This is a genomic window from Bartonella taylorii (assembly GCF_023920105.1).
In the GTDB taxonomy this organism is placed as follows: Bacteria; Pseudomonadota; Alphaproteobacteria; order Rhizobiales; family Rhizobiaceae; genus Bartonella; species Bartonella taylorii.
In genome coordinates this window covers 714082-738863 of record NZ_CP083693.1, presented here as the reverse complement: position 1 = coordinate 738863, position 24782 = coordinate 714082, and the positions used below count along the sequence as shown (strand labels likewise).

The following is a 24782-nucleotide window of genomic DNA, read 5'->3' as shown; positions in this document are numbered from 1 at the left end:
CCTTACCAATTAAATATAGAGGTTATAGAAGCATATAAATATCCTCCTAAAGCAACATACACTTGCTTCACTTTCTGAAACATTAATGCTACACTTTTCCAAAATATACCATGTGTCCCTGGAGCAGCAGGTATAACAACTTCATTCAATAAAGAACCAACCTGTTTACTAGAAAACGAATCTGTAGCAGAAGCAGTAATAACAGCCTTTTCCCCTTGAATGGCCGTATGATCACATGCTTGTACTACAGAGGAAAAACATAAAACAACAATACATATAACAAAAAGATATCTTATATTCATAATTTTAATCTTACCTTCTTAAAGAGAATTAACATAACGAATTTAACATAACATCATTACGTGTGTCTATATTTTATTAATATAGTAATAAAAATATTTTATAATTTATTAAAAATATAATTATTAATCTAAAACATATTATATACTATACAATTACAAATAAACTATCACATCATTATTAAACTATTTTAATAAAATACGTTCAGAATGATAGTTGTTAATTTCTCTTATAAGAAAAACACAAAATTTTATAACATAAGAACAATAATTGTAACGATTTGTATTAAATCATACCGCATAAAATTTTAACGATAATATAATTATCAATAAAGAATATATAAAATTAATATATCTTATTAATGATAATTTTTAATTTTATAGCTCTTAATAATAAGATATATATAGACTTGTATAATAAATATTTTAGAAAAAATTGATTAGATAACATAATATAAGCATCTTTTATTATATATATTCCCTTCATTAAAGCAGCAAACAAATAAAACAGAGAGCATTATAATATTATCATTCCCTATTTTATCTTCAGAGGTATACAATACAAAGCCTCACTCAAAGTAAAAACTAACCTTTTTTTGACGTAATGAGAGGAACAGATTTTTTAATCGCAAGTGCAATAAAAGATGCAATAAATACTTTCACAAATCCACCAATCATAAAACTTGATGAAACTGTTAAAGCTTTTAATAAAGAGATTTTAGTAATATAAGCCATCCACGGTATGCCAAAAGCATAGACAATTCCTATACCGCCCACCGTGTTTATTACAAATAATTTTATAAAATTCAATCTACACCAAAATAGCTCAACCATAAAACCAATAAAAAATGCAGCAAATGGAAAACTAATCAGATAACCACTCGTAACTCCTGTAAAAACACTGATTCCACCGCGACCACCAGGCAAGAGAGGTAATCCAATCGCAACAAGAACAAGGAAAAGAAGCGATGCTAAAGCTCCCCTCTTCGCCCCGAGTATAGAGCCTGCTAACATCGGCCCCATAGATTGAGCTGTAATAGGAACTCCAAGAAGAAAAGGAAGAAAAATAGGAGGAAAAAGACCCAAAACAGCATAAATAGCCGCAAATAGGGCAATATAAGTTAAATCTTTTGTATTCATCAGATAATTCTTTCATTATGAGGATTTTTTTTATCGTTAGATACTTTATCAACAGCACCAACATTATAACAACGTGCCTCCAATGCTTCAGCAACTTCTGAAGCCATTCTTATGGTTTTTATAATTAAAGGTATTGCAAGAGCTGCAATATTGCTATTAAGTCCGCGTGCTCGCTGTGCTTCACGCACTTCATTAAACTTTTCACTCAAAAGAGGAATAAACCTGATCGCCATAGAGATAACCATAGTCACTTTTGATGGGTTTATACCAAAGCAACGAAAAGGCTGAAGCCCTGCTTGAATTGAGTCCACCATATCTGAAACTTTTGTCGTTAATGAAATAAGTGATGATAAAGAAAAAAGGATAATAAGACGTAACACAACTTCAACACCCTCAAGCCAATTAACAAAAATAACTTGAAACACAAATATAATGACTAAAAAGAAGCCTATTGATTTAAGCTGTTTTATCACAGTGCTAAAAGGAATTTTGGCAACTTTATAAAATAAAGCTGCTAACAATAAAAAAAATACTAGAAACGGTATGGATGAGACCATTAATAGAGTTGTTCCACATACTGCAAAAAATAACAACTTAATGCTTGGTTTTAGCTTATGAATAAACGTGTCCCTTGGAAGATATAAACCAATCACGACATTCTTCTTATATATTCTTTGATTGCAACAAAAGGCACATCATCAACAACTATCTCCCCCTTCTCAAAAACTAATATTCTATCAAACTTTTTCAGAAACTCCAAATCATGTGATACAACAATTACCGTTTGTGATAATTCTTCTATAACTTGTGTAACGCGACGCTTATTTCGCAAATCAAGTAATGTTGTGGGCTCATCAAAAACAATATAGTCTGGTCTCATTGCTACTACACTCGAAATAGCAATCAATTGTTTTTGTCCACCACTTAATAAATGAACTGCATGATTTTTAAAGGACTGAAGATCATAACGCTGTAAAATTTCATCCACACGTTTCTTGATTTCATCCTTACTAAGTTTTAAATTTTTGAGACCAAAAGATAAATCTTCTTCCACTAAGGGCAATACAATCTGATTATCAGGATTTTGGAAAACAAATCCTACTTTACGCATTACCGCTTTTACATCGCGTTTTGTATCAAGCCCATCAACACTCACAAAACCGTTTGATGGAAGTTGCAATCCATTAATAAGACGCACAAATGTACTCTTTCCAGAACCATTCGCACCAATAACTGCGATTCGTCTTTCAGTAAGCTGTATAGTAATATCTCTTAAAACACACAAATCACCAAAGACTTGTGTCACCTTATCAAAATTTATGATCCCCAAGATTTATTTCCATCAATCCCTTTTATTACCTTGTCTACCACTATCGCTGAGTTTATAGCCTAAAAGCAAAAGTAAGCACCATAGAGGAATGATAATAACTGCCAAACTCATATCAGGCATCTGCACTGGGATATATGGCTCAATAAAAGCCGCTCTGATTCCCATCATCGCAAAGATTTGAGCCATTAATCCATTTTGTCCAAAGCCACTTATGAACATAATACAAAATAATAAAGCAAGAAAGCAAAGGCAAAGATAATTGGCGTAAGGATATAAACCAAACGCATAAGTAAACGATCCTTTTTTGTCCTTATGTGCTTTGCGAAATTTTAAATGAACAATAACAATAATAGCCCAAGTTATAACCGCTGCTGCTGTTGCAAGAGCCATGATCCGCATAAAACTATTATCAGGAATAAGAAAATTCACGATGACGATTATCGCGGTACAGAGTGAAGAAAAAAGGATAGCAACATAAGGAACACGAGCAGCATTAAGTTTACTAAAAATATGTGGTGCATTTTTTTGTATAGCTAAACTATAAAGCATACGACTATTGGAATAAATGCCGCTGTTATAAACCGAAATAGCAGCCATAATAACCACAAAATTTAAAATATGACCTGCTGCAGGAATTCCTACGGTCTCAAAAATTGTAACAAAGGGACTACCACTTTTCCCAATCATGTTCCATGGGCTTATCATCATAATAACGCTGATAGAACCAATATAAAAAATTATAATCCTCCACATAACTTGACGAATAGCCGTTGGAATTGTTTTTTGTGGATTAGCTGCCTCTCCAGCAGCAATACCAACAAGTTCTGTCCCACCAAAAGAAAACATCACTACAGAAGTAGCCAAAATAACCCCTATTGCCCCATACGGAAAAAACCCGCCATGTTTCCAAAAATAGTGAATACTCGCTTGACTACCATTCATTCCAGTTACAATGAGAAAAATCCCAAAAACAATCATGCCAATAACAGCAGCAACTTTGATCAAAGCGCAACCAAATTCAAATTCTCCATAAAAACGCACATTAAACAAATTAATTAGCGTCATAACCAAAAGAACAATGACGGATGATTTCCAATGATCAAACAAAATCCAATGATCAAGATAAAATCCAATCACAGTAAGTTCAGTCATGCTCACAAGAACATAAAGAAACCAATAATTCCAGCCTGTTATAAAACCGGCAAAGCATCCCCAATATTTATATGCAAAAAAACTAAAAGCACCTGAAGTCGGTTCTTCTGCAGACATTTCACCAAGCATCCGCATAATAAAATAGATAATAAGCCCCCCAAAAAGATAAGCTAAAATGGTTGAAGGACCAGCTAATTGAATTGCCTCAGTTGATCCATAAAAAAGACCCGTCCCAATAACACCACCCAAAGCAATCATTTGAATATGGCGATTTTGAAGGCTACGCTTCAATTCATCGTTTTTGCCCTTAAGCATCTTCTCTTATTACTCTTGTTGAATTTAATCTAAATCTTTATCAAGAAAACCAACCATAATTTTTGTGCATCTTTTAAAAAAATCATAAAAAACAAACATAAACTTATTTTTCTTCTCATAATGCAACTCCTTATTCTTCTATGCGTTACGCAAATATCATGCAAAAATGATAGGAAGAAATATGCTCCGTCCTTTACTTAAATTAATGGCTTTCATTTTTGTTACGCTGACAATTATAGTATCGGTCATTGATAGCGCACACTCTGTAAGTACATCACATTGGACAACAATCCCCCTCAATAAAATATTGGTAAATCTCCTGCAAACAGATATCTATAGTTTTAACCAGTCTATACGCAACACCATACCATCTTTTCTATCCTCAACTTGCATTATTTTCACTTATTTACCAACATGGTCTATCTTTGGCGCTTTAGCAATAGTATTTTGTTTCTTGAATTGTGCAAAACAAAAGCCTTTTCCCAAAATCTCATATACTAAAAAATACATTTGATATTATGAGGATTCCTCTCAAGCCTATCCTGCCATACATATAAATCCCAGAGAACTTCATCCTACTATAGAGATAGCTGAAAGCCTTTTGGTTAATAAAAACAAATTAAAAGAATCTGATTATGAATAATACACCAGCTTATAGATCATAGTAAGCAATTACGGTAAAGAGGCTCCTTTCATCAATTAAAACCAACGAGCTACTAAAATTTTATCCATATTTTGCCTAAGAAAAAATCTGAGAGATTCGATAAAAGCATTAAATGCTCTATTGATGAGAGGACGATACAACAGCTTCTTAAGAGGAACTCCGTTCTTCTAAATTTGAAAATCTCTGCGTTAAAATATTAATTTTTTTAGATATTTCATCCAAGCTTTTCCATTGATCAGTTACCACACAAGAAAGTTCCTCAATGAGTCTTTCTTGATACGCTAGCTTCGTTTCCAGTTCTATTAACCGATTTTCGTCCGACATAGTTCTTACTCCATCTTACATTTACCAAACCACTCTTTTACTTCCATTCCCATAAAAAAATGAAAAGTCGTCTCTCTACCAATTTTACTGATCTTATCTTCATAAAGACCAATGATATTTTTATTCTTTGCTTGTCCAACAATTTTTTTCCCACAGAAACCGTAGATACTTTTATTTTTATAAGAATATCTGAACCAATTCCCATAGCAAAGATGCGTTTTTGTATCACTCCAAAGTTAAAACGCGATCACAAATTGAAAGAGACCTTATCAGCGCTTTATAACATCAAAAATAGCCTCCTCACTTCACCCTCCCCTTATTTCAATGATCGAACAAAATGCATATTGCTTTTATACATACTTTTGGCTATTACCCTCGCAATGACTTTTGTCTGCCTAATGGATAAGTTTTGCCGCATTAGCTCAGTTGGTAGAGCACATCATTCGTAATGATGGGGTCGCTGGTTCGAATCCGGCATGCGGCACCATTTTCTGTTTTTAATGTATTGAAATATATAGATTTTTTCTTTAAAGAACTGTTTTTAGACCACCTTTTAGACCACCCTTTACGGTTTATACAACTTTATCTAATTTACTCCTATTTACTCCTTATTTTTCTTTGGAGTGAATGCTAAGATCTCTTTCTTTCTCCACCTCACTGCTCTTCCTAGCTTATATGGCTCCGGAAACAACCCCTGAAGCACCCAATTGCGAATCGTTGTTGTGGATACACTAAAAAGCTGTGCACACTCACGTGTCGTTACATATCTATCGCCATCATCAAATATCATCTCATTACCTTTCTCTTTTTTATATTAATTAAATGGGCGGGGGTGCTGGGAGGAGAGAGCACCCCCATAGTGTTAAGCAGCTTTTGTCAAAATCTTTTGCATCTCTTGTTCTATTTCCCCTAAAAAGATTTCGACCGCTTTATTAATCTCTTCAATGTGTTCCTCGTCACGGTGGACGCGTTTGATTTTCATTCTCAAACCAATAGATCTACCTACAAAGTTTGGATTATAGCTAATGAAATGACACCATTTGCGTCCTGTACATGCCATTTGGAATTGCATTTGTGCGATATATTCAGGTTTGATTTTGCCATCCATAAAGAAGCGCAAATGCGTGGCCGATTGTGGACATTTAACTTCAACTAAACCGTCATCACCAACAAATCCATCAGGACTTGCTCCTGCCATTTTTATTGTGGGGTGTTGGATAAACCCGCACCTTGTGACCTCGGCATCATAAATGAATGCATATTCTTTCAAGGCATCATCCTCATGTTCAATACCCCATTGCATAGCTGGTGTTATATAAGATTGGCTTATTCCTTCTATTAGGCGCTCTGTAATGAGTTTGATTTTGTAGTCTTCATATTTGTTTGTAGGCAATCCTTTAGCTGTCTTACTGATTACGTTGTAAACATTAGAAGCGGTGACTTTACCCAAGCGTGCTTGAAACCATTCTGCTGTTCTTTGTTCCATCTCACACCGCCGTTCCCTGTTCGTGTGGCGTTGCTATATCGGCATCTTGTATAGTAGAATCTGTTTCTACCTTTTGCTTGTTTTGTTTATCTTTCAAAAGATGTAACACCGTTTGTGCTTGTCCTTCAGACATATCGTCAAGCTTTTTGACGTTGACATAAGCAAGTATTTTTTCTTCTTCTGTTTGGGTTTGTACTACGAGTCTTCTGATTTCATTGATCTGTTGTGGAAAAGCCTTTTTAATAGGTGTGTTCCCATCCGTATCATCATCTTCACTCACGACATTAAGAAGCATACCTAATAGATATCTGCGTGCGTATGTGATGGCAGAACCAACCGATTGTATATTTGATTTGCATCCTTTAGTGTCATAAGGGAACTTTCCTTCTGTTGAGATTTTATTCCCAGATGGATGCGTCAAAGTCATTTCTATAATTATATTGTCTGAACTCTGTTCTTTGATACGAGAAAACAAAGCAAAGCGGTGTTTTGCAAGAGTCTTCTTTACAGCATCAATGTACTGGTCAAGGGTTGCATATTGGCTGTTTGTATGGGTGTTTGTAGAGTTTTTTTGTATTTTTTGATATTCTATTTGCATATTCGAAAGATCACTGGCAAATCTTTCGTAGTTTTGTCGTTCTATTTCTTTTTCTCGTAAGGCAATGAGACGCTCGAGACGGTCCATATCGACGTCATTTTCTAAGGCTCTGTTTAAAATGCGTTCCATAGCAGTTGGCTTGACGGCTAAATGATGTGTTTCTTCAATTTCTATTAGATTATTATTTTGTTCACTCATCTTGATTTCCTCCTATTTGAGCGCAATTCCCCCGTGGCATGAATCACGCTTGTGTTTAAAAGTTGTTTGTGTGGTTAGAAACGGCTTATGTAGCTTGGATAGATTGTTGAATATTCACTTTTGGAGATGATTGAAGTTTCTCCACGAATTTCAAAATTACCAGAAATATCTATATTATCGAAAACATATACTTTATCTTGAATTCTAATATCTCCAGAAATGTGTGCATTTTCACATATAACGGCTTTTCCAAAAACACGAGCATTATCATAAACAAGACCATAAACATGTGCTTTGTCATAAATTTGTGCATTGCCGAAGATTTGCGCATTGTATTCAACACCAGCATTACCACAAACCTTGGCATTATCTCTAATTATTGATTTTTCGAATATCTGTGCATTACCAAAAACCTTAGCGTTATCACAAACCGCGGCATCATGCCAAACCCAACAGTCACCCTCATGACTTAAGTTATCTTCTTTTGCTATAAAGCCGCCTAGGTCACCTTTTTTAATATTTCTAAAGTCTCGTAATGCGCGAATGCGGTAAAGAGTTTTTCCGAAAAAATCATCTGTCTCATCAGTAAGTTCATATTTTTTCATCTGGTCTTTTCTCCAGTTGATATGGCGGTATAGCCGCCAACCTGTGCACCAAGATGAACTACCGCATCCCCGTAAACTTTTGCGTCACCATACACTTCTGCATTGTCATAAATTCCAGCATCACCGTAAATCCTTGCATTATCGTGCACAAGTACATAACCACCAACAAAAGCATTGTCATAAATCTCTGCACCATCATAAATCGAGGCATGCCCATAAACCCGTGCATTACCATAAACCTTGGCATTATGATAAACCCAACAAGAGTCCTCATGAGATAAATTGCCTTCATGCTCTATAAAACCGCCAAGATCACCTTTCTCGACATCAGAAAAGTCTCTCAGTGCACGGATGCGGTGAAGAGTTTTTCCATCAACTTCGATTGTTTCATCAGTAAATTCGTATTTCTTTTCCATTATTGCATTCCTTAATTAATGCATGCTTTGTTTTTTAATCTCTTGAGACAACACACCAATTCCTTTTGCTGTGATTTTTGCGCAAGGAATGACTTTTTCTATTCCATTTGCGGTTTGAAGTGTGATGGTTGGACAATCCATCAGTTTCTTTTGGATTTTGTCTTGATAAGGAAGCAAATTTCCACCTGCTGCTCGTCTGTAAACCCAACCTTTTTTCTGTAAGAAGAGAATGAATTGCTTTGGTTGCATCTCGAGTATTTTAGCGGATTCTGTAAGACCGAAGAGTCCATTATGACGCTGTAAGCTTTCAAGTGCCATTGCCTTTGGTTTTAAATCTTCAATGATGGTGTCTTTTTGATCTATTTGACCTTGTAGGTAATTCAAAAAGCCAATCATAGCCTTTGGACTTGAATAGTCGATTTGTGCTGTCACTGCTTGCTTTACACGCTTTTCACATTCGATAAAGTATAAACGGGCTTCTCTCCCTTTCTGATTGTTCTCAAGCATAGAAAGTTCTTTGGCTCTATCGAGTGTGAGATAGTAGTTAATCGCGATAACAGCCCTAGATTTTGCGCTCGCCAAATTTGGCGACCGCAAATCTTGTGTTTTTACAAAGTCTTGTCCTTCTATAAAATTGTATCTGGTAATACGGTCCTTAATCCAATTGGAAAAGTCACGTTTTGCCTCTAAGAATGCATGCAGATCACGTGCATTTACTGTCTGAACTATTTCCTGATCAATGGCTTGTTCTTTAATCTCTATGAGAGTGTTCATGATGAACTCCTACGCAGTCTGTTTAATTTTATTTTTAAGATGCATCATGATAGCTGCTCGTATTTCAGGGCTCGAAAAATCGATTTGAGGATTAGCTGCTTGCTCTTCTAATTTTTTCCAATAATCTATGATTTTTGCGCGCAATACAGTGTTGTAACCTAAAATAACAATAAGAGATTCACGTTTAGGAAGATGGTAACAAGGAAGAGTACGACCTGTTGAATCTTTGTATAATCCAGCAAAATTACTCGGGTCGATTTTAAGTTCGCTAAATAGTTTACGAATATCACGCATAACGTGTTTATGTTGTTTACTACACAATTCTGCAATTTCACGACTAGACATGGTTGGAATTGTTGTGTTTTGAAAATTGCTTTCAGATTTCATAAGACTATACATTATGAACCTCATATTAATTTGATGGGAGAATATTGAAGAGGAAGCGCTTAGTTTTAAGCGCTCTAAATCATTTAAATGACATCACAAAGGCGCAAGCGGTGTTGCTGTTCATAGGTACCGAACATCTCATCATTATATTTTTCGTCTGAAAGATCATTTAAAAGTCCTTCGTAGGCATCACTTTCGCGTATAAAAGGATGAACATAACGATCTTGATCAAGAAACCAGCCGTTTTCTTGTACGTATACTTCTGCAATTTCTTCAGAGATATCTTCGCAACTTTTCTCAGAAGGATTTACACGAAAGATTTTTACGGTATCATCTGCCTCATCAATAATCTCTAAAACTTGGCTTTCATCAAGTGGACCTGACTCTCCAATGTGTTGATCATCCCCGTAGACAACTAATAAAATTTCATCAGAATTAATAAGAATTGGCTTATCCATAATTTCCCCTCCCTAAAGCCTCTTGGCGATTGTTTGTGCGTGGTTTATGAGATATATATAATACGCATAATGCATACTTGTCAACAATAAAATATGCATTATGTGTATTTTATTTTTACCGGTATAAAGATCTTGTAAGAAGATTTTTTCTAAATGACGATTCTCATGAAAGGGGAAGGTGAATGGTTATGAAAACAATAAAAAATGATATAGAATTAGATAACAAAATAATGCATCTGGTTTCTACATTTAGTAATGAAAGAAAAAAAGCTTTTATTTTTTTTCTTCTGCATGCAGGCGATTTAAAAGGTGAAGAATTGTTTCTTTATCTGGTTGAGTTGTTTTTTGTAGTAGATTAATAATTTGCTCATCAACAGTTTGTTTTGTGGCAGGAATTGGAAAGGAGGGGCCTTCTCCCTCTCCAGTTAATAACCATCCTTCACTAATTCTAAATGCTTTTGCATATTTCGCAGATGCCCGTGATATTCCTCTTAATCCTTGTTCGTGCTGTATATAGCTAGAGTAGTTCCAGCCAAAATATCTAGCTGCTTCTTTAGCACTTCTAAAACCACGCGCTAAACGCGCTTTTATTAATCTAGCAGATTGGTCTATCGTGTTACTAAGCATTTTTATCTCCTTAATATATTCATATTGCATATAATCGGTATGCATTTCGACTTGACTTTTAAGTACTCATAATGCATATTATTTTTTATGGGAAAAATAGCAGTAAAACAGTTACGTAAAAATCTGAATTTAACTCTGAAAGAAATGGCAGCACGGTTAGGCGTCAACAAGTCAACAGTATGGCGTTGGGAAAAATATGGTGTTCCTTCAAGAGGAGCCGTTGCATATCTTCTCGAAGCGTTATGGAATGAACAATCTCCTCCAACGCTTTCTTTTGTCAACGGTTCCACTGTTTGCATGAAGCCATGTGAACAAAATGAAATGACGAAGCTTCAATATGAAGAAAAGAATGAACAGCACCCTTCACACTCTTAAAGAAGAAAGATCATGAGAAACGGAATATTGAAGAAACTCTACACACGGACCTGCAGATTAATAGGTTGCAATATGAAAATCGAGAATGGAGATAGATTGGTGAAAGAATTTAGACGGATACCGGATCGTGATTGTAGCGTAGAAGATCTTATAAAACGACATAGAACTCATACAAAAGTTCTTGCGAAACAAGAAGAATGGCATAAGTCAAAATTTGATAATTGGATGAGATGGCATGAAGCCACTCTTGCAGAGCGAGATAAGTCAATTGAGGAACAACAAGTAGCACTTGAAAACCTATCCTCTTTAATTAAGCAAAAAAATGAAACGCTATACAGCCAAAGGCTAAAGTTAGCTTCACAGATGAAAGTTATTGATGAATTAAATAATAAAATCATTGAGTTAATCAACAAAAAAGAAGAACCAAGATTGATCGATTTTATTTTTGCAGGAGAATGCTTTTAATTTTTGCATCAAAAAAACCACAAATGAGGATTATCAGCCAAAAAGGAATATTCAGGACCAAATTCATCATATGTATCTTTTGAGCGTGGATATGAGGCCCAAAAATGAACAGTGAATGTTTCCTCTGGGTTAACAATCGAAGTGTGGTCAAGTGTAAAATTTGCAATGTTGCGGGAATTAGGCTTACGGCAGCTAATTATGAAATCTAAAAAAGTGTAGCATTTAGCACGTATAATAAAAAAATTCAAAGCGAACTCTGATGAAGCATTTGATTTTATATTTTGGGGACATAAAGCAATGAGTTTTGGAGTTGTTCTTTTAATGACGAGGTGTTCACCTGAAGTTTTAGATGGCCATCTAACGAAAGGGCAAGCATTTTTAACAAACTTAAAGGGACTTTTTTTCGATATGCGTATATTCCTTATCATTATATCTTCTGTAGTAAGATTTTTAATGCACAATTTCACCCTAACGCGTGAAGTGCCTTCATATTTTTGTGGAAAGAATACTGCCTTCAATTTCAAATATGGTCCCAAATCCCGTGCTTTTTTATCTTCTAATAGAATAGCTGTCTGGGTTTCTGATGCTATAGTTTGTCGTTGGAAGATTTTAAGTTGTTTTTTTAAGCTTCGTTGTTGCACAAAAAGTGTCACCATTCCAGTAACTATCGTAGCAATGATAGGAGCAATCGTAAGATTATCACTTATCCAGTGCAGCAAAAATACAGCACTATCATTTATCCGGTGCAATAAAAATACAACCTTATCAACTACCCATTCTTGCATCATAACTCCCCCCAATTTTCTAGAATCGCTGGGAGGTTACTTTTTCACAAACATTTTTGCAAGACAGGCAATCACAACGCGCTCTGTCATAGCGCACATATAAATACGTAGAGCCTTAAGGGGGGATAATCATGGTTTTTAAAGCACATAAGAATGATATTGGGAAACCGCGTGTTGACCTTATTCCACCACTCACGTTGCTTGATATTGGTCGTGTTTTGGAGTTTGGAGCAAACAAATACGGTGCGAGCAATTGGCGTCATGGCATGAATTGGAGCCGTTTATATGGAGCTGCTTTACGTCATTTATTAGCATGGTTTGCTGGAGAAGATAAGGACCTTGAAAGCGGATTACCACACTTAGCGCATGCAACTTGCTGTCTTCTTTTCTTAATGGAATGCGAAACACAACAGATTGGTTGTGATAACCGTCCAAAAAGAAAGGCGGAAGTATCATGACCACTAACACACACACTATTCTCTGTCTTGATCTAGGCACCAAAACAGGCTGGGCGATTTGCGGTGCGGATGGTCACATAACAAGCGATACAGAAGATTTTCAATCACGCCGTTTTGAAGGCGGGGGGATGCGTTACTTGCGCTTTAAGAGATGGCTAACAGATATAAAGCAGACCGCAGATAGAATTGATGCGGTGTATTTTGAAGAGGTACGCCGGCATGTGGGTACGGATGCAGCGCATGTGTACGGTGGTTTATTAGGTCACTTAACGGCTTGGTGTGAACAGCATCAGATACCGTATGAGGGCATTCCTGTTGGCACAATTAAGAAGGCAGCAACAGGGAAAGGCAATGCCTCAAAAGAAGAAATGATTAAGGCAGTGCGTACAAAAGGACACAATCCGAAAGACGACAACGAAGCAGATGCTTTGGCAATTTTATATTTAATGAAAGAAGGGGGTATATATGTCCAGTAAAATACCATGGACGAGACTTAATACAGACCAGTGGCTATTTAAACTCTCTGATTTACCGCCTATGGAAGTCAATGTTTATGTGAAGTTGCGGATAAGAATGTTACACACGCGTGAGCCTCTTTTGAATGATTCACGAATATTATCTCATTTTACTTGTTGTTCAGTAAAAAGATTTCAAAAGGCATTAGAGTATTTATTTAGATCTGGACACATCATTTGTTTAGAAGATGGTCGTTTGTGGAGTTCAGATGTTGAGGAAGAACTCAATAACTCAAACGAAAATTTAAATAAATTTTCAGAGAGAGCACAGAAGGCAGCGCAAGCAAAATGGGCAAAACATCATAAAGCAAAAACAATTAGTGATGATCAAGATGCTAAGCATGATGCTAAAGCAATGCTTAAGGATGCTAAGCATGATGCTAAGCATGACGCTAGCAATGCACAAGCAATGCTTAATTATGCCATTAACAATAACAATAACATATATAATAAAAAAACTAATACTATCGTATTAGCAAAAAAAGAAATTGGTTCTGAAAATTTAGAAACAATCGATTTGGTTCAAGAGCCAACTGAGGTTCATGATCTCGAGAGCCAATCAGATCAAATCGAAGCCACATCAGAAAACCAACCATCCCTTCACGAGCAAGAGAACGTTCCCCAAAAAGCAAAGCGGGTTAGAAATGACCGGGGCTGTCGTATCCCTGCAGATTTTGAACCCGATTACGATTTTGCCATTGCAGAGGGCTTGCCTCCAGAGCGTGTGAAAGTCGAGATGGCAAAATTCCGAGATTACTGGACTGCCAAATCCGGAAAGGATGCAACCAAAATCGATTGGCAAGCAACATGGCGTAACTGGGTACGCAAGGCGATTGATGATTTAGAGAAAGGAAAAAACTATGGAAATCACTCTCAAAGGCAAAAAAGCGTTGGTGAACGCATCGCAGACAGTATCCTTGATATCGGAAATCAAGGGTATTTTGAAGCACATTCATGCGATGATACCTTCGAGCGGTCCGTTTGTTTTGAAGGATGGCAGCCAATTAACGAAACAGCAGGAAACGATAGCTTTAGAAGCTTATGATCAATTGCAAGAGCTCTTCGCAGTGAAAGCTGGGAAAGAGGATATAGCAAAGGCAATTCGCATGCTGTCGTGTGGTTTGAAAATAGCACAACAATCAGACCATGAGGGAATGGCGTTGACCTATGGAATGGTTTTGGAAAATGTCTCTGCATGGTCACTGATGACAGTGGTCAAACGGATTTTATGTGATGAAATAAATTGTTTATCGGATACGTTTTTTCCGAGCACACGAGAGTTTGTGAGGCTGTGTCGTGATTTAGAAAATAGTCTTTTGGGAAAAGCCAATCTTGTACGCAATGCTGTTTTGAGATTCCGTGCAAAGGAGTTGAAAGAAAAAACAGCGAAAGAGCATTCAAGCCCCCTTACGGTTATTCACAAGCAAAAACTTGAAGAGACTCTAAATGGCATTGGTGGGATAATGAAACGCTTTGGTCCACAGCAAAATAGTGAAAAGTGGTGATCGTTTTACGATTAGATACGCATTTAAATCGATAAAAAGGCACCGTAGGGATTGATTTAAAGATTTTATGATAACTCCTAACGTTAGGAATTAAAACGGCTCTGTACGGTAAAATTTGAGACAAATAGACCAGTTGGTAAAATTATGGACTAAAAGCATGAGAATATTAAAAGATCTATTCTTAAAAAACCGTAAACAGCCAATGCAAAAAAAGTTTGTTGCAACAGCTGTTGGTTATGTTCCTTGGGGGGATGGAGCAGAGGAGTATTTTTACAACCTCTACGAATATGAAGACGGCACAAGAGAGTGTGAAAAGTTTGATGGTGGTCAGTATTACAAAACACCTAAGAATGCAGATTTCAGCACCAAAGCGCAAGTGAAAGCGTGGGTTTACGGTGGTAATGTTCCGAAAAGCGTTCTCAATTACGAGCCCCTCATAGAGGAAATCAACAAAGAAATAAAAAAATTATCAGAAGCAACTTGACAATGTAGCGACAATATGAATAATCGAATCAGGTGCCTAAGAAACACCTTAAATCGATAGCGGATAGATTGCCGACACAATCTCTTCTCCGCACATTAAAGACTTTGACTCATTATATGCTACATGCATATAATAGATTTGTCGGGTGTAGTTACGCTATACAATACTCTTTATGGGAAAAGTGTAACGACGGACTTATCGCCGTGTTTTTCAGCGCCCGGCATCCAGAGATGAAATTAGCAAAAATATCAAAAAATTATCAGAAGCTACTTGACAATGTGGCAACAATATGAATAATCGAATCAGGTGCCTCAAAAACACCTTAAATACCAAGCGGGCGAGCTACCGAGATAGTTTATTTTCCGCACATTAAAGGCTTTGACTCATTGTATGTTACACGCATATAATGATATTGTCGGGTGTGGTTACGCTATACAATACCCTTGCGGGAAAAGCGTAACGACGGACTTGGTACCGTGTTTTTGAGCACCCGGCACTCTTTTCAGAGTGTCAATCAAAAACGTCTATTACCAAGGAGTTCTCATGAACACACTTATAGAAATATCAGAACAGGTCATTGATCAAGAGACTGTTCAAACTGTGAATGCACGTGAGTTACATGCATTTTTGGAAATTACATCAAAGTTTGCAGACTGGATTAAAAATCGCATTAAAGAATGTAAATTTCTGGAAAATATAAACTTTATAACGCTTTCTAAAAATTTAGAAAACGGTGGAAAGGTAAAGGAATACCACATTACATTAGACATGGCTAAACACCTTTCAATGATAGAGCGTAATGATAAAGGGCATGAAGCGCGTCAATACTTTATCAAATGCGAACGGCTTTTGAAACAAGTAACAACACCACAAGTTGACTATTCCAAACCGGAAGCATTGCTTGGTGTTTTGAATCACTTACAAAGCCAAATAGAGCAAAAAGATCATGTGATTGCAGAATTGACACCAAAAGCAAAAGCTTTGGATGGTTTAAAACGCTCTGATGGTTTGTTTGGTCTTATTGAAGCAGCAAAGATGTTAGAGGTACGACCAAAAGATTTAACGGATTACTTGCGTAAACATGATTGGGTGTATCGACGTGCTCCAGGGGCGCCTTTATTACCATATCAGGATAAGATAAAGAAAGGATTCATGGATTGCCCTGCGATTACCATTCAAAGACCGGATGGAACAGAAAAGGTGCTGCCTTCAACGAAAATCACATCCAGAGGATTGGCATGTTTGAGAGAGCAAATCTTTGGGGGTGTCCAATGAATAGCAGTGTCGATTTTTTGTGCGATTTGTGGATAGCGTTGTTTCGGTTTTCTAATGATGAAAATATTAACGACAAAGAATGTACTGCTTTGGTTGACATCATGAGTCTGGTAGAAAAGGTTTTGATTTTAAAACTTCAAGATGAAGTGCCGAATATACTTAAAATCTTGACAGTTCTAACAGATTTTGGAGATTCAGAACTACCGCATAGCATGGATTCTTTGTTGCGAGCCTATGCTCCTACTTTAGAGCTCCCCATTAAAAAGGTAGCTTAACTTAAAAAAATACAACTCCCCTTCCCGTTTTCAAAAATGGGGAGGTGGTTAAGCCGCGTTTTTGATTGTAATAACGACTTGCTTGCCAAGAACACTCAGAGCTTGCTCTAGTGTTTGAAGCTTAGTTGGATAATTGGGATCAAGAATGCGTCTTGCTTCTGTTTCTTTTTTACCCAAACGATTAGCCAATTCTGTTTTTGTGATATTCGCTTCATTAAAGGCGTCTACCACTGCAAGTTTAAGAGCATTCCACGCATCTACCGTAACCTCTACAAGCTCTTTATATTGCTGTGGTACTGGTAAAGGTAAACCGCGCATAGGATAGCTCCGTAATGCTAACCCTAAAGCTTCAACAGCATTCTCTAATGCCTCTGCTCTATTTTCTCCAGCTGTTATTGCTTCTGGTACATCTGGAAAGGTTACAATAAAACCACCATCTGGATCAGATTCCAGTTTTGCTTGATACGTGTACTCCATGTTTAGGTCTCCTCGCCATAATCAAAATGCTTTTGAAACGAAAAATTTAAGCCATTGAGAGAATAACTCATACCCCCAACTGCTTTTTTATTATTTTCACGTAAAGTGGGGTCAATTCACCAGATTTTATAACGGTTGTCTTGTCTCCAAAAGTTACCAAATAATGTGACCCTTTACCTGCATCAGGAGCTTCACTGTAATGAATGCCTCTTTTTCTGGCTTCTTTACGTAATTCTCTAAGCAGTGCTTCTCGTTTCATTTAGCCTCCCCTCTCTGCATAAAATGAATATCGCACAAAAAGGTTCGATAGTCAACAATAAATCGAACAAAAAAGTTTGATACAGACTCTTAATGAAAGGATATTTATTGAAAAGTTAAAAGCAGAAATAAGAAAGCCGTGACATGTTTTTTTGATGAATGATTTGTCAAATAATATTATAATTTAATACTTTAAAAAACTGTTATTAATTTACTGAAATAATTGAAAAAATATGCAAATTATGCTAAGATTTTGCATGTATAAATTGCTAATTTAATGGGGCTACAAATATGCTAAATAAAGTGACGTTAATCGGGCGCCTTGGTGCTGATCCCGAAAGCAAAACAATGCCATCTGGTGGTGAGGTGGTCAACTTTCGTATGGCAACTTCTGAGAGCTACACAGATAAAAATACCCATCAAAAAGTAGAGAAAACAGAATGGCATTCCATTGTGGTTTTTAATCCACATTTGGCAAAAATTGCTCTTCAATACCTAAGTAAAGGTTCAAAGGTTTATGTAGAGGGCAAATTACAGACACGTAAATGGAAAGATAAAAACGGTGGTGAACATCTTGCAACAGAGATTGTCTTACCACAATTCAAAGGTGAATTGTATTTGCTTGATGCTAAGAAAGAGCAATCTGCACCCCCTACCCCTTCACTCATTACTTCTCAAAGTTATGCTATCGCTTCAGGGGCTGCTGATCATAGCATATCTCTTAATGATCGCATACCATTCTGATTGATAAAATATGACAAAAAGAAAAAAACGTGCAAAACGTGGTCGTCCACGGATTAACGGATGTATCAGAGAACCAAATGGACGCATCTCACGAGCAAAAACACCGCATGACCCCATGGATAAATTGGCAATTGAAATGCGCGCTAAGCGCTTTGGTCTAACCATAGAAGACGCTAAAAATCCGCTTTCCGGTACCTATATCGGGCGACTTTATTTGCAAGGCGAACTCAATCGAGACCAATACGATACTGCACAAAAATATCTTGAAGTGAGAAACAATTATCTATGTGCAAAAGCCTTGCCTAGTGCTATTTATGATGAAATGCCTAAAACTTCTGATAACGGAGCAAGAGAGAAATGGGTACAGATAGCAACAGAACATCTTGTAGCTGTAAAAGGTGTTGTTCAAGAAGCGCAGTGTTTACACCGTCAATATAACCTTCATGCCGCATTACAGTATCTTGTTATAGAAGATCAATCACTACCACATCTTGTGCTTTCATTGCGTATTGCTCTTAATGTGCTTTATAAGCATTTTACGCAAAACCGGTAGTTTTCAAGCGGCATCTTGGATATTAATGGCAACCTCTTTTCCAAGAGCAATGAGAGTGGACTCTAAGGCATCTAATTTGCTTGAGTGGTTTAAATCCAACAATCGGTCAATTTGTATTGGATGAAGTTTTAAAAGACGTACGAGATCAGCTTTGCGTAAGTTTTTTTCAATCATAGCGTTATGTATTGCAATTTTTAAAGTCACCAATGAAGATACTTCAACAAAAGGATAGGCAATATCACGATGTCCAAAGGGAATAGGTTCACGATCTTGAAAACGCCCCATAATAACTGTTAAAAGCGCGTTTTTAGCGTGTTCCAAAGCTTCTTTTTCGTCGTTACCGTAGGTAATAAATTCCTGAAAATCTTTGGAGACAACAAGAAGAGTATCATTGTCATCTTTGATAAATTTAATTGCATATTTCATTTACACCTCCATATTCAGGCTTATTTTAGGTCAAGATCTTTAAGAATCTTCTGGACTAATCCTGTTCCTAATTCTTTTCGCGTACCATACATAGGTAAAACGGACTTTTTAGAACCACGCTTTACAAGCAAATGCCCTCCCTTCCCTGAAGTAAAACTGCAACCATGCTTTATAAGATATCTTTTCAATTCTTGGCTATTCATTATAATAATATAACATCTAAAATGTTTCAACACAACATAAATGTTGTACTAAAGAGAAATAAAGGATATCTTTTAAAATACCAAATTTTGATCAAAAAAATAAAAAAACACAATATATTGATTTTTTTGTTGACATGATGTGAAAAATCGTATTTAATGACACCACTGCATTGGTCGTATTGCGTCAAAAATTCAAAAATATCCCCTAAAATTCAGTAAAATGTGAACTTGAAACATGGCTTGAAAGCCCTGTTTTCTGGGTAATTCCGGCTAATCTATTTTTCACAGAATAAAAATCAATATTTGACTAATGATGTCATTAATTATGACTCGAAAGGAACAATGATGAAAGCTGTCATCACTAAACCAATGTGTGTGGTTGGCGACAATAAAAGCACTGTTCGCTTTGAACCATCAACACCCAATAATCCATTTGTTGAAATTTCTAATCAGGTCTACGCACGTCTCAAGCGCGCTAATGCTGCAAAACCTTTTGTTGACGTTAAAACAACAGCAAAACCTGAAAAAGCAGTTGAACAGATTAAGCAGATAGAACAAGAAGTCGTACAAACATCATCTGAATCAGCAATAGAAGAAATTTCACTCGAACAGCCCAAAGCATCTAAAGTTTCTAAGTCATCAACACCTACCCCAAAAAAGGCTTAGAAGTTGAAGTTAATCATCCACCAAAAATGGTATCTTCAACAGGTGAAGGATACCTTCACCAGTCTTCAAGCACCACGCCTTAATTGGGCTTTGCGTAATGCTGTAAACACCGCAGCAAAACAAGTCGAACGCTTTGCAGAAAAACAAATTGCCGATGTTACATCAGCCCAATCAAAGCGTGTCAAAAAAGGCGTTTATATTAAAGAAAAGGCTACAGCAAAGCTTCTCGAGACAGATATCATTGGTTCTGGAACACCGATACCTCTTAAATTTTTTCAAGCAGAAGAAACAAAACGCGGTGTGACTTACACAATGTTTGGAAAAAAAGAAATCTTACCCCATGCTTTTATCAAAGGTGGGAGTTTTCCAAAGCGTGTTGAATTAAAAAAGCTGAATGGTAATGTTTTTCAAAGAGCAGACGGAGATCAATTCCCTATTGCAAAACAAGAAGGACCGTCAATTGCTGGGGTGATGTCCAAGCCAGAAATTGCAAGTGCTATCGCACAATATGCCAGTGAACGATTAACCAAAAATATACAGTACCAACTTGCTCGTCAAGAATATGCCGCCAATAAAAAAGCTAAATAATGTTCTTAAGCTATCTATCTGCTACACAATGGGATTTTCTTTCTTGACAAGATTCATGGAAAAAGTATATCGTCAAGTTAGGTGCCTAGAAAACACCTTAGATGCATAGCGGATAGATTGCCGAAACAGTTTATTTTCCGCATATTAAAGACTTTGACTCATTATATGCTACATGCGTATAATAATATTGTCGGGTGTGGTTACGCTATACAATACCCTTTATGGGAAAAGCGTGACGACGGACTATGCACCGTGTTTTCTAGCACCCGGCATTCTTTGTGGAGTGTCATTACTTTTAGGACTTTTCAAAAAATAATTGACAGTTTCTGTGAACAGCTATAGTCTGACTGACAGGCTTAAAACACCTCGCAACTAATCGGTTCAACAGTATCCCGAAAGATCTGTTGCCCATCATAAGAAATTTTGTCCAGGGTCTTCGTGTGTATGTCCAAGGGTAACCTAAAGATACGAAGGGCTGTATTAGTTCGGTTGTTTTAGCCCTGGATACTTAAACTTTTAAAACAAAGGACTAATAAGATGAACACTCTAATTAAAATATCAGAACAAGCTGTTGGACAAGAAATTATTCAAACCGTTAATGCGCGTGAATTACATGTGTTTTTGGAAGTAAAACGAGACTTTTCCAATTGGATTAAAGACCGTATTAACAAATACAGCTTTCTCAAAAATCAGGATTATATAGTTTTCGCCAATTTTGGCGAAAACCTCCAAGGCGGTCGTCCAAGTACAGAATATCACATCACTTTAGACATGGCGAAAGAGCTCTCAATGGTGGAACGTAACGAGAAAGGACGTCAAGCACGCCGTTACTTTATTGAGTGTGAAAAGAAACTAAGAAACCAATCTACCGATTATGAAGATAAACGTTTTGACTTACCAAGTTATTGGGAAGGTATGAACGCTGGTGAAAAAGTTTTGTATCTTCTGGGTCCAATTCATGTTCGCCTTCTTGATGCCTTCAGAGTAGATGAAGAGAACAGAAAATATAAAGCCTTAATTAAAGAAGCAAAACAGGTTCTAGCAAGATCTGTCGTAAAAGCTGCTTAGATTTAAAATATGATCTCATCTTCCCTGCTTTCAGAGTGGGGAGGATATTAATTTAAAAAAGATTGCCAATTATGCCTTTCCTATTTCCAGAAAAAATACAATGAAATCAATGAAAAAGGTACTTCCCGGCGGGTTGGGTCTGTTGCGGGGCAGGCTAGCGCGAACTATCGCTAGCGACAGAATTTTCAAATTGACTGTACATTGTACACTTAACTCATTGATAAATAATGATTTTAGTGTGTACACTGTACAGTATGCAATTTTTTTAGATAAAAATTATTTTTATTCTTGACATTGTTGCGTCAATGTCTATTTTCGAATCAGGTGCCTAAGAAACACCTTAAAAAATACCAAGCGGACAAACTACCGAGATAGTTTATTTTCCGCACATTAAAGGCTTTGACTCATTGTATGTTACACGCATATAATGATATTGTCGGGTGTGGTTATGCCATAAAATACCCTTTGAGGAAAAGCGTAACGACGGACTTGGTACCGTGTTTCTTAGCGCCCGGCGTTCAGAGATGAAATTAGCAAAAATATCAAAAAATTATCAGAAGCTACTTGACAATGTGGCGACAATATGAATAATCGAATCAGGTGCTTGAAAAACACCTTAAACCAATAGCGGATGGATTGCCGATACAGTCTCTTTTCCGCACATTAAAGGCTTTGACTCATTGTATGTTACACGCATATAATGGCTTTGTCGGGTGTGGTTACGCTATACAATACCCTTACGGGAAAAGCGTAACGACGGACTATTGGCCGTGTTTTTCAGCACCCGGCACTCTTTTCAGAGTGTCAATGAAAAACATCTAACCAATAGGAGTTCACATGAACACTCTTATTCCGATATCGGAACAAACTGTTGGACAGGAAATTGTTCAAACAGTAAATGCACGTGAATTGCATAGTTTTTTAGAAGTAGGTAAAAAATTTGCGGACTGGATTACCGAACGTATCAACAAATATAATTTGGTAGAAAATCAAGACTTTGTTTGCTTCCCTATTTTGGGAAGCAAAGGCAGAGGTGGCCACAATCGTAAAGATTATCATCTAACTTTAAGTGTAGCAAAAGAGCTTTCTATGCTTGAGAATAATAAGAAAGGTAGAGAAGCTCGTTTATACTTTATCAAATGTGAACGGCTTTTAAAACAAGTAGCAACCCCACAGATAGCAACACCACAAGTTGACTACTCCAAACCCGAGGCATTACTTGGTGTTTTGAATCACTTACAAAATCAAATCGAACAGAAAGATCATGTTATTGCTGAATTAGCACCAAAAGCAAAAGCTTTGGATGGCTTAAAGCGCTCTGAGGGGGCTATGTGTGGCATCTTATTGTTTTTTATTCACGAGTGGTTGTTCAAGGAGCTTTTTGAGATCTTCTGAATTCATTGCCAGTAGGTGATTTAATGTAACGGTAGTGCGGACAGAATCTTCTAAACGAGCAAGAATTTCACCCGTAAGGCTACGATGATTTGCTTCAGCAAGCTCTTCCAATTGATTTTTCAGTTCAATTGGAATGAGAAATTTAAATTGCACACGATCTTTTTTTGTCATGCACCTAAAATATACCTAAAATACACTTGACACAAGGTACCTTTATGGTACTAAATATGTGCATATGGAGGTAAAATGAAAACGATCCAATATAAAATAAATATGCCACATACATTAAAGGAGTGGTTGTTTAATCGGGCGACTGAGAATGATCGCTCTCTTTCATCTGAAATAATTAACATTCTCAAAAAAGAAAAAGCGCTAGAGCATAAGTCCGCAAAAACTCTCTCTAACGCTTTACATCTAACTAACCTGAAAGAGGTCAATTACAATGAATAATAGCACATACTTACCTATCAATAAAGACAAATTAATCAAATTACGAGAAGTCGAAAACGAGCCTCGTGTTCGCGATGTGGACTTAGCAGAAAAATTAGGGTTTGTTCGTACACGTGACGTTAGAAAATTAATTACAAGAAATATGCAAGAAATAGAACGGTTTGGGAGGTGCGCCACTGTGGCGCACGTAATAAAGGGCAATAACGTAACGGAATATTGGCTTAACGAAGAGCAGGCGTTATTGATTGCGACATTATCGAATACAGAAAAATCTTCTCAAGTCCGTTATATGCTTATTAAGTTATTTGTTGCATGGCGTAGGGGCGAGATAAAGCAATCCTATGTTCAATCGATCGACTACTCCAGTCCAGCAGTAATGCTTGGTGTCTTAACGCATTTAAAAGATGAAAACGAGCGGAAAGACAATATCATTGCTAAATTAGCACCAAAAGCAAAAGCTTTGGATGGCTTAAAGCGCTCTGATGGTTTGTTTGGCTTAATTGAAGCAGCAAAGATGTTAGAGGTACGACCAAAGGACTTAACAGATTACTTGCGTAAACATGATTGGGTGTATCGACGGGCTCCAGGGGCGCCGCTGTTACCTTATCAGGAGAAGATCAAGAAAGGCTTTATGGATTGCCCTGCTATCACCATTCAAAGACCGGACGGAACAGAAAAGATACTCCCTTCAACAAAAATCACACCAAAAGGATTAGCTTGTTTGAGAGAACAAATCCACGGGGGTGTACAATGAAGGTAGATACTAACTTCTTATGCGATTTGTGGATAGCTTTGTTTCGGTTTTCTAATGATGAAAATATTAACGACAAAGAATGTACTGCTTTGGTTGACATCATGAGTCTGGTAGAAAAGGTTTTGATTTTAAAACTTCAAGATGAGGTGCCCAATATACTTAAAATCTTAACAGTTCTAACAGATTTTGGAGATTCAGAACTACCGCATAGCATGGATTCTTTGTTGCGAGCCTATGCTCCTACTTTGGAAAGCCCCATTAAAAAGGTTGCTTAACTCAAAAACACAACT

Annotated in this window: 40 protein-coding genes and 1 tRNA gene; 20 read left to right on the top strand and 21 right to left on the bottom strand. The window is 36.8% G+C overall.

Annotated features, from left to right (window positions below; translation table 11 throughout):
* Nucleotides 1-2 precede the first annotated feature (2 nt).
* The 5 genes from LBE40_RS03305 to LBE40_RS03285 form a co-directional block, all read right to left on the bottom strand.
* Entirely contained in the window at nucleotides 3-302 is a 300-nt protein-coding gene (locus LBE40_RS03305; RefSeq protein WP_004859871.1) for a hypothetical protein, read from the bottom strand.
* A gap of 582 nt (nucleotides 303-884) precedes the next feature.
* Entirely contained in the window at nucleotides 885-1439 is a 555-nt protein-coding gene (locus LBE40_RS03300) for a biotin transporter BioY (protein WP_004859869.1), read from the bottom strand.
* Nucleotides 1439-2092, bottom strand: coding sequence for an energy-coupling factor transporter transmembrane component T family protein (locus tag LBE40_RS03295; RefSeq protein ID WP_040296990.1), 654 nt, complete (start codon nucleotides 2090-2092; stop codon nucleotides 1439-1441). The genes LBE40_RS03300 and LBE40_RS03295 overlap by 1 nt, the downstream gene beginning before the upstream one ends.
* Nucleotides 2089-2769: an energy-coupling factor ABC transporter ATP-binding protein gene (locus LBE40_RS03290; RefSeq protein ID WP_004859866.1), complete on the bottom strand. Its 681-nt coding sequence runs from the start codon at nucleotides 2767-2769 to the stop codon at nucleotides 2089-2091. Before LBE40_RS03290 ends, LBE40_RS03295 begins: the two co-directional genes overlap by 4 nt.
* 12 nt (nucleotides 2770-2781) lie before the next feature.
* Entirely contained in the window at nucleotides 2782-4236 is a 1455-nt protein-coding gene (locus LBE40_RS03285; RefSeq protein WP_004859864.1) for an amino acid permease, read from the bottom strand.
* Between the two features lie 181 nt (nucleotides 4237-4417).
* On the opposite strand from LBE40_RS03285, the gene LBE40_RS03280 reads away from it, so the two are divergent.
* The gene (locus LBE40_RS03280) at nucleotides 4418-4750 is read left to right on the top strand and encodes a hypothetical protein (protein ID WP_004859862.1); all 333 of its coding nucleotides are present in this window, start codon (nucleotides 4418-4420) and stop codon (nucleotides 4748-4750) included.
* Nucleotides 4751-5047: 297 nt separating this feature from the next.
* Here the strand turns inward: LBE40_RS03280 and LBE40_RS03275 are convergent, their stop codons facing one another.
* The gene (locus tag LBE40_RS03275) at nucleotides 5048-5224 is read right to left on the bottom strand and encodes a SlyX family protein (protein ID WP_004859861.1); all 177 of its coding nucleotides are present in this window, start codon (nucleotides 5222-5224) and stop codon (nucleotides 5048-5050) included.
* 411 nt (nucleotides 5225-5635) lie between these two features.
* Between LBE40_RS03275 and LBE40_RS03270 the strand changes: the two genes are divergently transcribed.
* Nucleotides 5636-5711 (top strand) — tRNA-Thr (locus LBE40_RS03270).
* A gap of 114 nt (nucleotides 5712-5825) precedes the next feature.
* On the opposite strand, the gene LBE40_RS03265 is transcribed toward LBE40_RS03270, so the two are convergent.
* From LBE40_RS03265 to LBE40_RS03225, 9 genes are all read right to left on the bottom strand, one after another.
* Nucleotides 5826-6014, bottom strand: a complete 189-nt coding sequence (locus tag LBE40_RS03265; protein ID WP_004859858.1) for a helix-turn-helix transcriptional regulator — start codon at nucleotides 6012-6014, stop codon at nucleotides 5826-5828.
* A 72-nt stretch (nucleotides 6015-6086) separates the two neighbouring features.
* A complete protein-coding gene (locus tag LBE40_RS03260) occupies nucleotides 6087-6710 on the bottom strand; it encodes a lambda exonuclease family protein (RefSeq protein WP_004859856.1) in 624 nt (207 codons plus the stop codon).
* Between the two features lies 1 nt (nucleotide 6711).
* A complete protein-coding gene (locus LBE40_RS03255; protein WP_004859855.1) occupies nucleotides 6712-7506 on the bottom strand; it encodes an ERF family protein in 795 nt (264 codons plus the stop codon).
* Between the two features lie 74 nt (nucleotides 7507-7580).
* Complete coding sequence (locus tag LBE40_RS03250; RefSeq protein WP_004859852.1) at nucleotides 7581-8111, bottom strand: hypothetical protein; 531 nt, start codon at nucleotides 8109-8111, stop codon at nucleotides 7581-7583.
* Nucleotides 8108-8527 (bottom strand): hypothetical protein, encoded by a 420-nt coding sequence (locus tag LBE40_RS03245; protein ID WP_004859849.1) that lies wholly within the window; start codon nucleotides 8525-8527, stop codon nucleotides 8108-8110. Before LBE40_RS03245 ends, LBE40_RS03250 begins: the two co-directional genes overlap by 4 nt.
* Nucleotides 8528-8542: 15 nt before the next feature.
* Nucleotides 8543-9301: a phage antirepressor Ant gene (locus LBE40_RS03240; RefSeq protein ID WP_004859848.1), complete on the bottom strand. Its 759-nt coding sequence runs from the start codon at nucleotides 9299-9301 to the stop codon at nucleotides 8543-8545.
* A gap of 9 nt (nucleotides 9302-9310) precedes the next feature.
* Nucleotides 9311-9700: a Rha family transcriptional regulator gene (locus tag LBE40_RS03235; protein ID WP_004859845.1), complete on the bottom strand. Its 390-nt coding sequence runs from the start codon at nucleotides 9698-9700 to the stop codon at nucleotides 9311-9313.
* A 71-nt stretch (nucleotides 9701-9771) separates the two neighbouring features.
* Entirely contained in the window at nucleotides 9772-10146 is a 375-nt protein-coding gene (locus LBE40_RS03230) for a hypothetical protein (RefSeq protein ID WP_004859843.1), read from the bottom strand.
* Nucleotides 10147-10419: 273 nt separating this feature from the next.
* Nucleotides 10420-10773 (bottom strand): helix-turn-helix domain-containing protein, encoded by a 354-nt coding sequence (locus LBE40_RS03225; protein ID WP_004859838.1) that lies wholly within the window; start codon nucleotides 10771-10773, stop codon nucleotides 10420-10422.
* 87 nt (nucleotides 10774-10860) lie between these two features.
* On the opposite strand from LBE40_RS03225, the gene LBE40_RS03220 reads away from it, so the two are divergent.
* Nucleotides 10861-11148 (top strand): helix-turn-helix domain-containing protein, encoded by a 288-nt coding sequence (locus tag LBE40_RS03220; RefSeq protein WP_004859837.1) that lies wholly within the window; start codon nucleotides 10861-10863, stop codon nucleotides 11146-11148.
* Between the two features lie 72 nt (nucleotides 11149-11220).
* The gene (locus tag LBE40_RS03215; RefSeq protein ID WP_004859835.1) at nucleotides 11221-11613 is read left to right on the top strand and encodes a hypothetical protein; all 393 of its coding nucleotides are present in this window, start codon (nucleotides 11221-11223) and stop codon (nucleotides 11611-11613) included.
* Nucleotides 11614-11621: 8 nt separating this feature from the next.
* Here LBE40_RS03215 and LBE40_RS03210 read toward each other — a convergent pair whose 3' ends face one another.
* A complete protein-coding gene (locus LBE40_RS03210; RefSeq protein WP_245256408.1) occupies nucleotides 11622-12401 on the bottom strand; it encodes a hypothetical protein in 780 nt (259 codons plus the stop codon).
* A 128-nt stretch (nucleotides 12402-12529) separates the two neighbouring features.
* On the opposite strand from LBE40_RS03210, the gene LBE40_RS03205 reads away from it, so the two are divergent.
* The 7 genes from LBE40_RS03205 to LBE40_RS03175 all read left to right on the top strand — a co-directional run bounded on the left by LBE40_RS03205 (nucleotide 12530) and on the right by LBE40_RS03175 (nucleotide 16910).
* On the top strand, nucleotides 12530-12856 hold the full coding sequence (locus tag LBE40_RS03205; RefSeq protein ID WP_004859831.1) for a dATP/dGTP diphosphohydrolase domain-containing protein: 327 nt from the start codon (nucleotides 12530-12532) through the stop codon (nucleotides 12854-12856).
* Complete coding sequence (locus tag LBE40_RS03200) at nucleotides 12853-13332, top strand: crossover junction endodeoxyribonuclease RuvC (protein ID WP_004859830.1); 480 nt, start codon at nucleotides 12853-12855, stop codon at nucleotides 13330-13332. Before LBE40_RS03205 ends, LBE40_RS03200 begins: the two co-directional genes overlap by 4 nt.
* On the top strand, nucleotides 13322-14416 hold the full coding sequence (locus LBE40_RS03195) for a DUF1376 domain-containing protein (RefSeq protein ID WP_004859829.1): 1095 nt from the start codon (nucleotides 13322-13324) through the stop codon (nucleotides 14414-14416). The genes LBE40_RS03200 and LBE40_RS03195 overlap by 11 nt, the downstream gene beginning before the upstream one ends.
* Nucleotides 14358-14876 (top strand): hypothetical protein, encoded by a 519-nt coding sequence (locus tag LBE40_RS03190; protein WP_051016693.1) that lies wholly within the window; start codon nucleotides 14358-14360, stop codon nucleotides 14874-14876. The genes LBE40_RS03195 and LBE40_RS03190 overlap by 59 nt, the downstream gene beginning before the upstream one ends.
* A gap of 157 nt (nucleotides 14877-15033) precedes the next feature.
* On the top strand, nucleotides 15034-15360 hold the full coding sequence (locus LBE40_RS03185; protein ID WP_004859825.1) for a hypothetical protein: 327 nt from the start codon (nucleotides 15034-15036) through the stop codon (nucleotides 15358-15360).
* 543 nt (nucleotides 15361-15903) lie between these two features.
* Nucleotides 15904-16635 carry a phage antirepressor Ant gene (locus LBE40_RS03180; protein ID WP_004859824.1) on the top strand — a complete coding sequence of 244 codons (732 nt, stop codon included), beginning with the start codon at nucleotides 15904-15906 and terminating at the stop codon, nucleotides 16633-16635.
* Nucleotides 16632-16910 (top strand): hypothetical protein, encoded by a 279-nt coding sequence (locus tag LBE40_RS03175; RefSeq protein ID WP_040296986.1) that lies wholly within the window; start codon nucleotides 16632-16634, stop codon nucleotides 16908-16910. The genes LBE40_RS03180 and LBE40_RS03175 overlap by 4 nt, the downstream gene beginning before the upstream one ends.
* A gap of 48 nt (nucleotides 16911-16958) precedes the next feature.
* Here the strand turns inward: LBE40_RS03175 and LBE40_RS03170 are convergent, their stop codons facing one another.
* Nucleotides 16959-17387 carry a type II toxin-antitoxin system HicB family antitoxin gene (locus LBE40_RS03170; RefSeq protein WP_004859820.1) on the bottom strand — a complete coding sequence of 143 codons (429 nt, stop codon included), beginning with the start codon at nucleotides 17385-17387 and terminating at the stop codon, nucleotides 16959-16961.
* Between the two features lie 67 nt (nucleotides 17388-17454).
* Nucleotides 17455-17646, bottom strand: coding sequence for a hypothetical protein (locus LBE40_RS03165; RefSeq protein WP_004859817.1), 192 nt, complete (start codon nucleotides 17644-17646; stop codon nucleotides 17455-17457).
* 290 nt (nucleotides 17647-17936) lie between these two features.
* Here LBE40_RS03165 and ssb point away from each other — a divergent pair, with 290 nt between their 5' ends.
* Entirely contained in the window at nucleotides 17937-18389 is a 453-nt protein-coding gene (gene ssb / locus LBE40_RS03160; protein ID WP_004859815.1) for a single-stranded DNA-binding protein, read from the top strand.
* A 10-nt stretch (nucleotides 18390-18399) separates the two neighbouring features.
* On the top strand, nucleotides 18400-18942 hold the full coding sequence (locus tag LBE40_RS03155) for a hypothetical protein (RefSeq protein WP_252615229.1): 543 nt from the start codon (nucleotides 18400-18402) through the stop codon (nucleotides 18940-18942).
* A 3-nt stretch (nucleotides 18943-18945) separates the two neighbouring features.
* Here LBE40_RS03155 and LBE40_RS03150 read toward each other — a convergent pair whose 3' ends face one another.
* Both LBE40_RS03150 and LBE40_RS03145 read right to left on the bottom strand, forming a co-directional pair.
* Complete coding sequence (locus tag LBE40_RS03150) at nucleotides 18946-19368, bottom strand: type II toxin-antitoxin system HicB family antitoxin (protein ID WP_004859811.1); 423 nt, start codon at nucleotides 19366-19368, stop codon at nucleotides 18946-18948.
* 20 nt (nucleotides 19369-19388) lie between these two features.
* Nucleotides 19389-19571 carry a type II toxin-antitoxin system HicA family toxin gene (locus LBE40_RS03145; RefSeq protein ID WP_004859810.1) on the bottom strand — a complete coding sequence of 61 codons (183 nt, stop codon included), beginning with the start codon at nucleotides 19569-19571 and terminating at the stop codon, nucleotides 19389-19391.
* A gap of 345 nt (nucleotides 19572-19916) precedes the next feature.
* On the opposite strand from LBE40_RS03145, the gene LBE40_RS03140 reads away from it, so the two are divergent.
* The 4 genes from LBE40_RS03140 to LBE40_RS03125 all read left to right on the top strand — a co-directional run bounded on the left by LBE40_RS03140 (nucleotide 19917) and on the right by LBE40_RS03125 (nucleotide 23288).
* A complete protein-coding gene (locus LBE40_RS03140) occupies nucleotides 19917-20237 on the top strand; it encodes a hypothetical protein (protein WP_004859808.1) in 321 nt (106 codons plus the stop codon).
* A gap of 3 nt (nucleotides 20238-20240) precedes the next feature.
* Complete coding sequence (locus tag LBE40_RS03135; protein WP_196792895.1) at nucleotides 20241-20825, top strand: hypothetical protein; 585 nt, start codon at nucleotides 20241-20243, stop codon at nucleotides 20823-20825.
* Nucleotides 20826-21362: 537 nt separating this feature from the next.
* Complete coding sequence (locus tag LBE40_RS03130; RefSeq protein ID WP_004859804.1) at nucleotides 21363-21893, top strand: phage antirepressor Ant; 531 nt, start codon at nucleotides 21363-21365, stop codon at nucleotides 21891-21893.
* 837 nt (nucleotides 21894-22730) lie between these two features.
* On the top strand, nucleotides 22731-23288 hold the full coding sequence (locus tag LBE40_RS03125) for a phage antirepressor Ant (RefSeq protein WP_004859803.1): 558 nt from the start codon (nucleotides 22731-22733) through the stop codon (nucleotides 23286-23288).
* Here the strand turns inward: LBE40_RS03125 and LBE40_RS03120 are convergent.
* Nucleotides 23235-23459 (bottom strand): Arc family DNA-binding protein, encoded by a 225-nt coding sequence (locus LBE40_RS03120; RefSeq protein ID WP_004859800.1) that lies wholly within the window; start codon nucleotides 23457-23459, stop codon nucleotides 23235-23237. The genes LBE40_RS03125 and LBE40_RS03120 overlap by 54 nt on opposite strands.
* A 75-nt stretch (nucleotides 23460-23534) precedes the next feature.
* On the opposite strand from LBE40_RS03120, the gene LBE40_RS03115 reads away from it, so the two are divergent.
* The 3 genes from LBE40_RS03115 to LBE40_RS03105 are packed head-to-tail and all read left to right on the top strand — an operon-like array spanning nucleotide 23535 to nucleotide 24767.
* On the top strand, nucleotides 23535-23738 hold the full coding sequence (locus LBE40_RS03115; protein ID WP_004859798.1) for an Arc family DNA-binding protein: 204 nt from the start codon (nucleotides 23535-23537) through the stop codon (nucleotides 23736-23738).
* Complete coding sequence (locus tag LBE40_RS03110) at nucleotides 23731-24492, top strand: phage antirepressor Ant (RefSeq protein ID WP_004859797.1); 762 nt, start codon at nucleotides 23731-23733, stop codon at nucleotides 24490-24492. Before LBE40_RS03115 ends, LBE40_RS03110 begins: the two co-directional genes overlap by 8 nt.
* Nucleotides 24489-24767: a hypothetical protein gene (locus LBE40_RS03105; protein WP_004859795.1), complete on the top strand. Its 279-nt coding sequence runs from the start codon at nucleotides 24489-24491 to the stop codon at nucleotides 24765-24767. The genes LBE40_RS03110 and LBE40_RS03105 overlap by 4 nt, the downstream gene beginning before the upstream one ends.
* Nucleotides 24768-24782 lie beyond the last annotated feature (15 nt).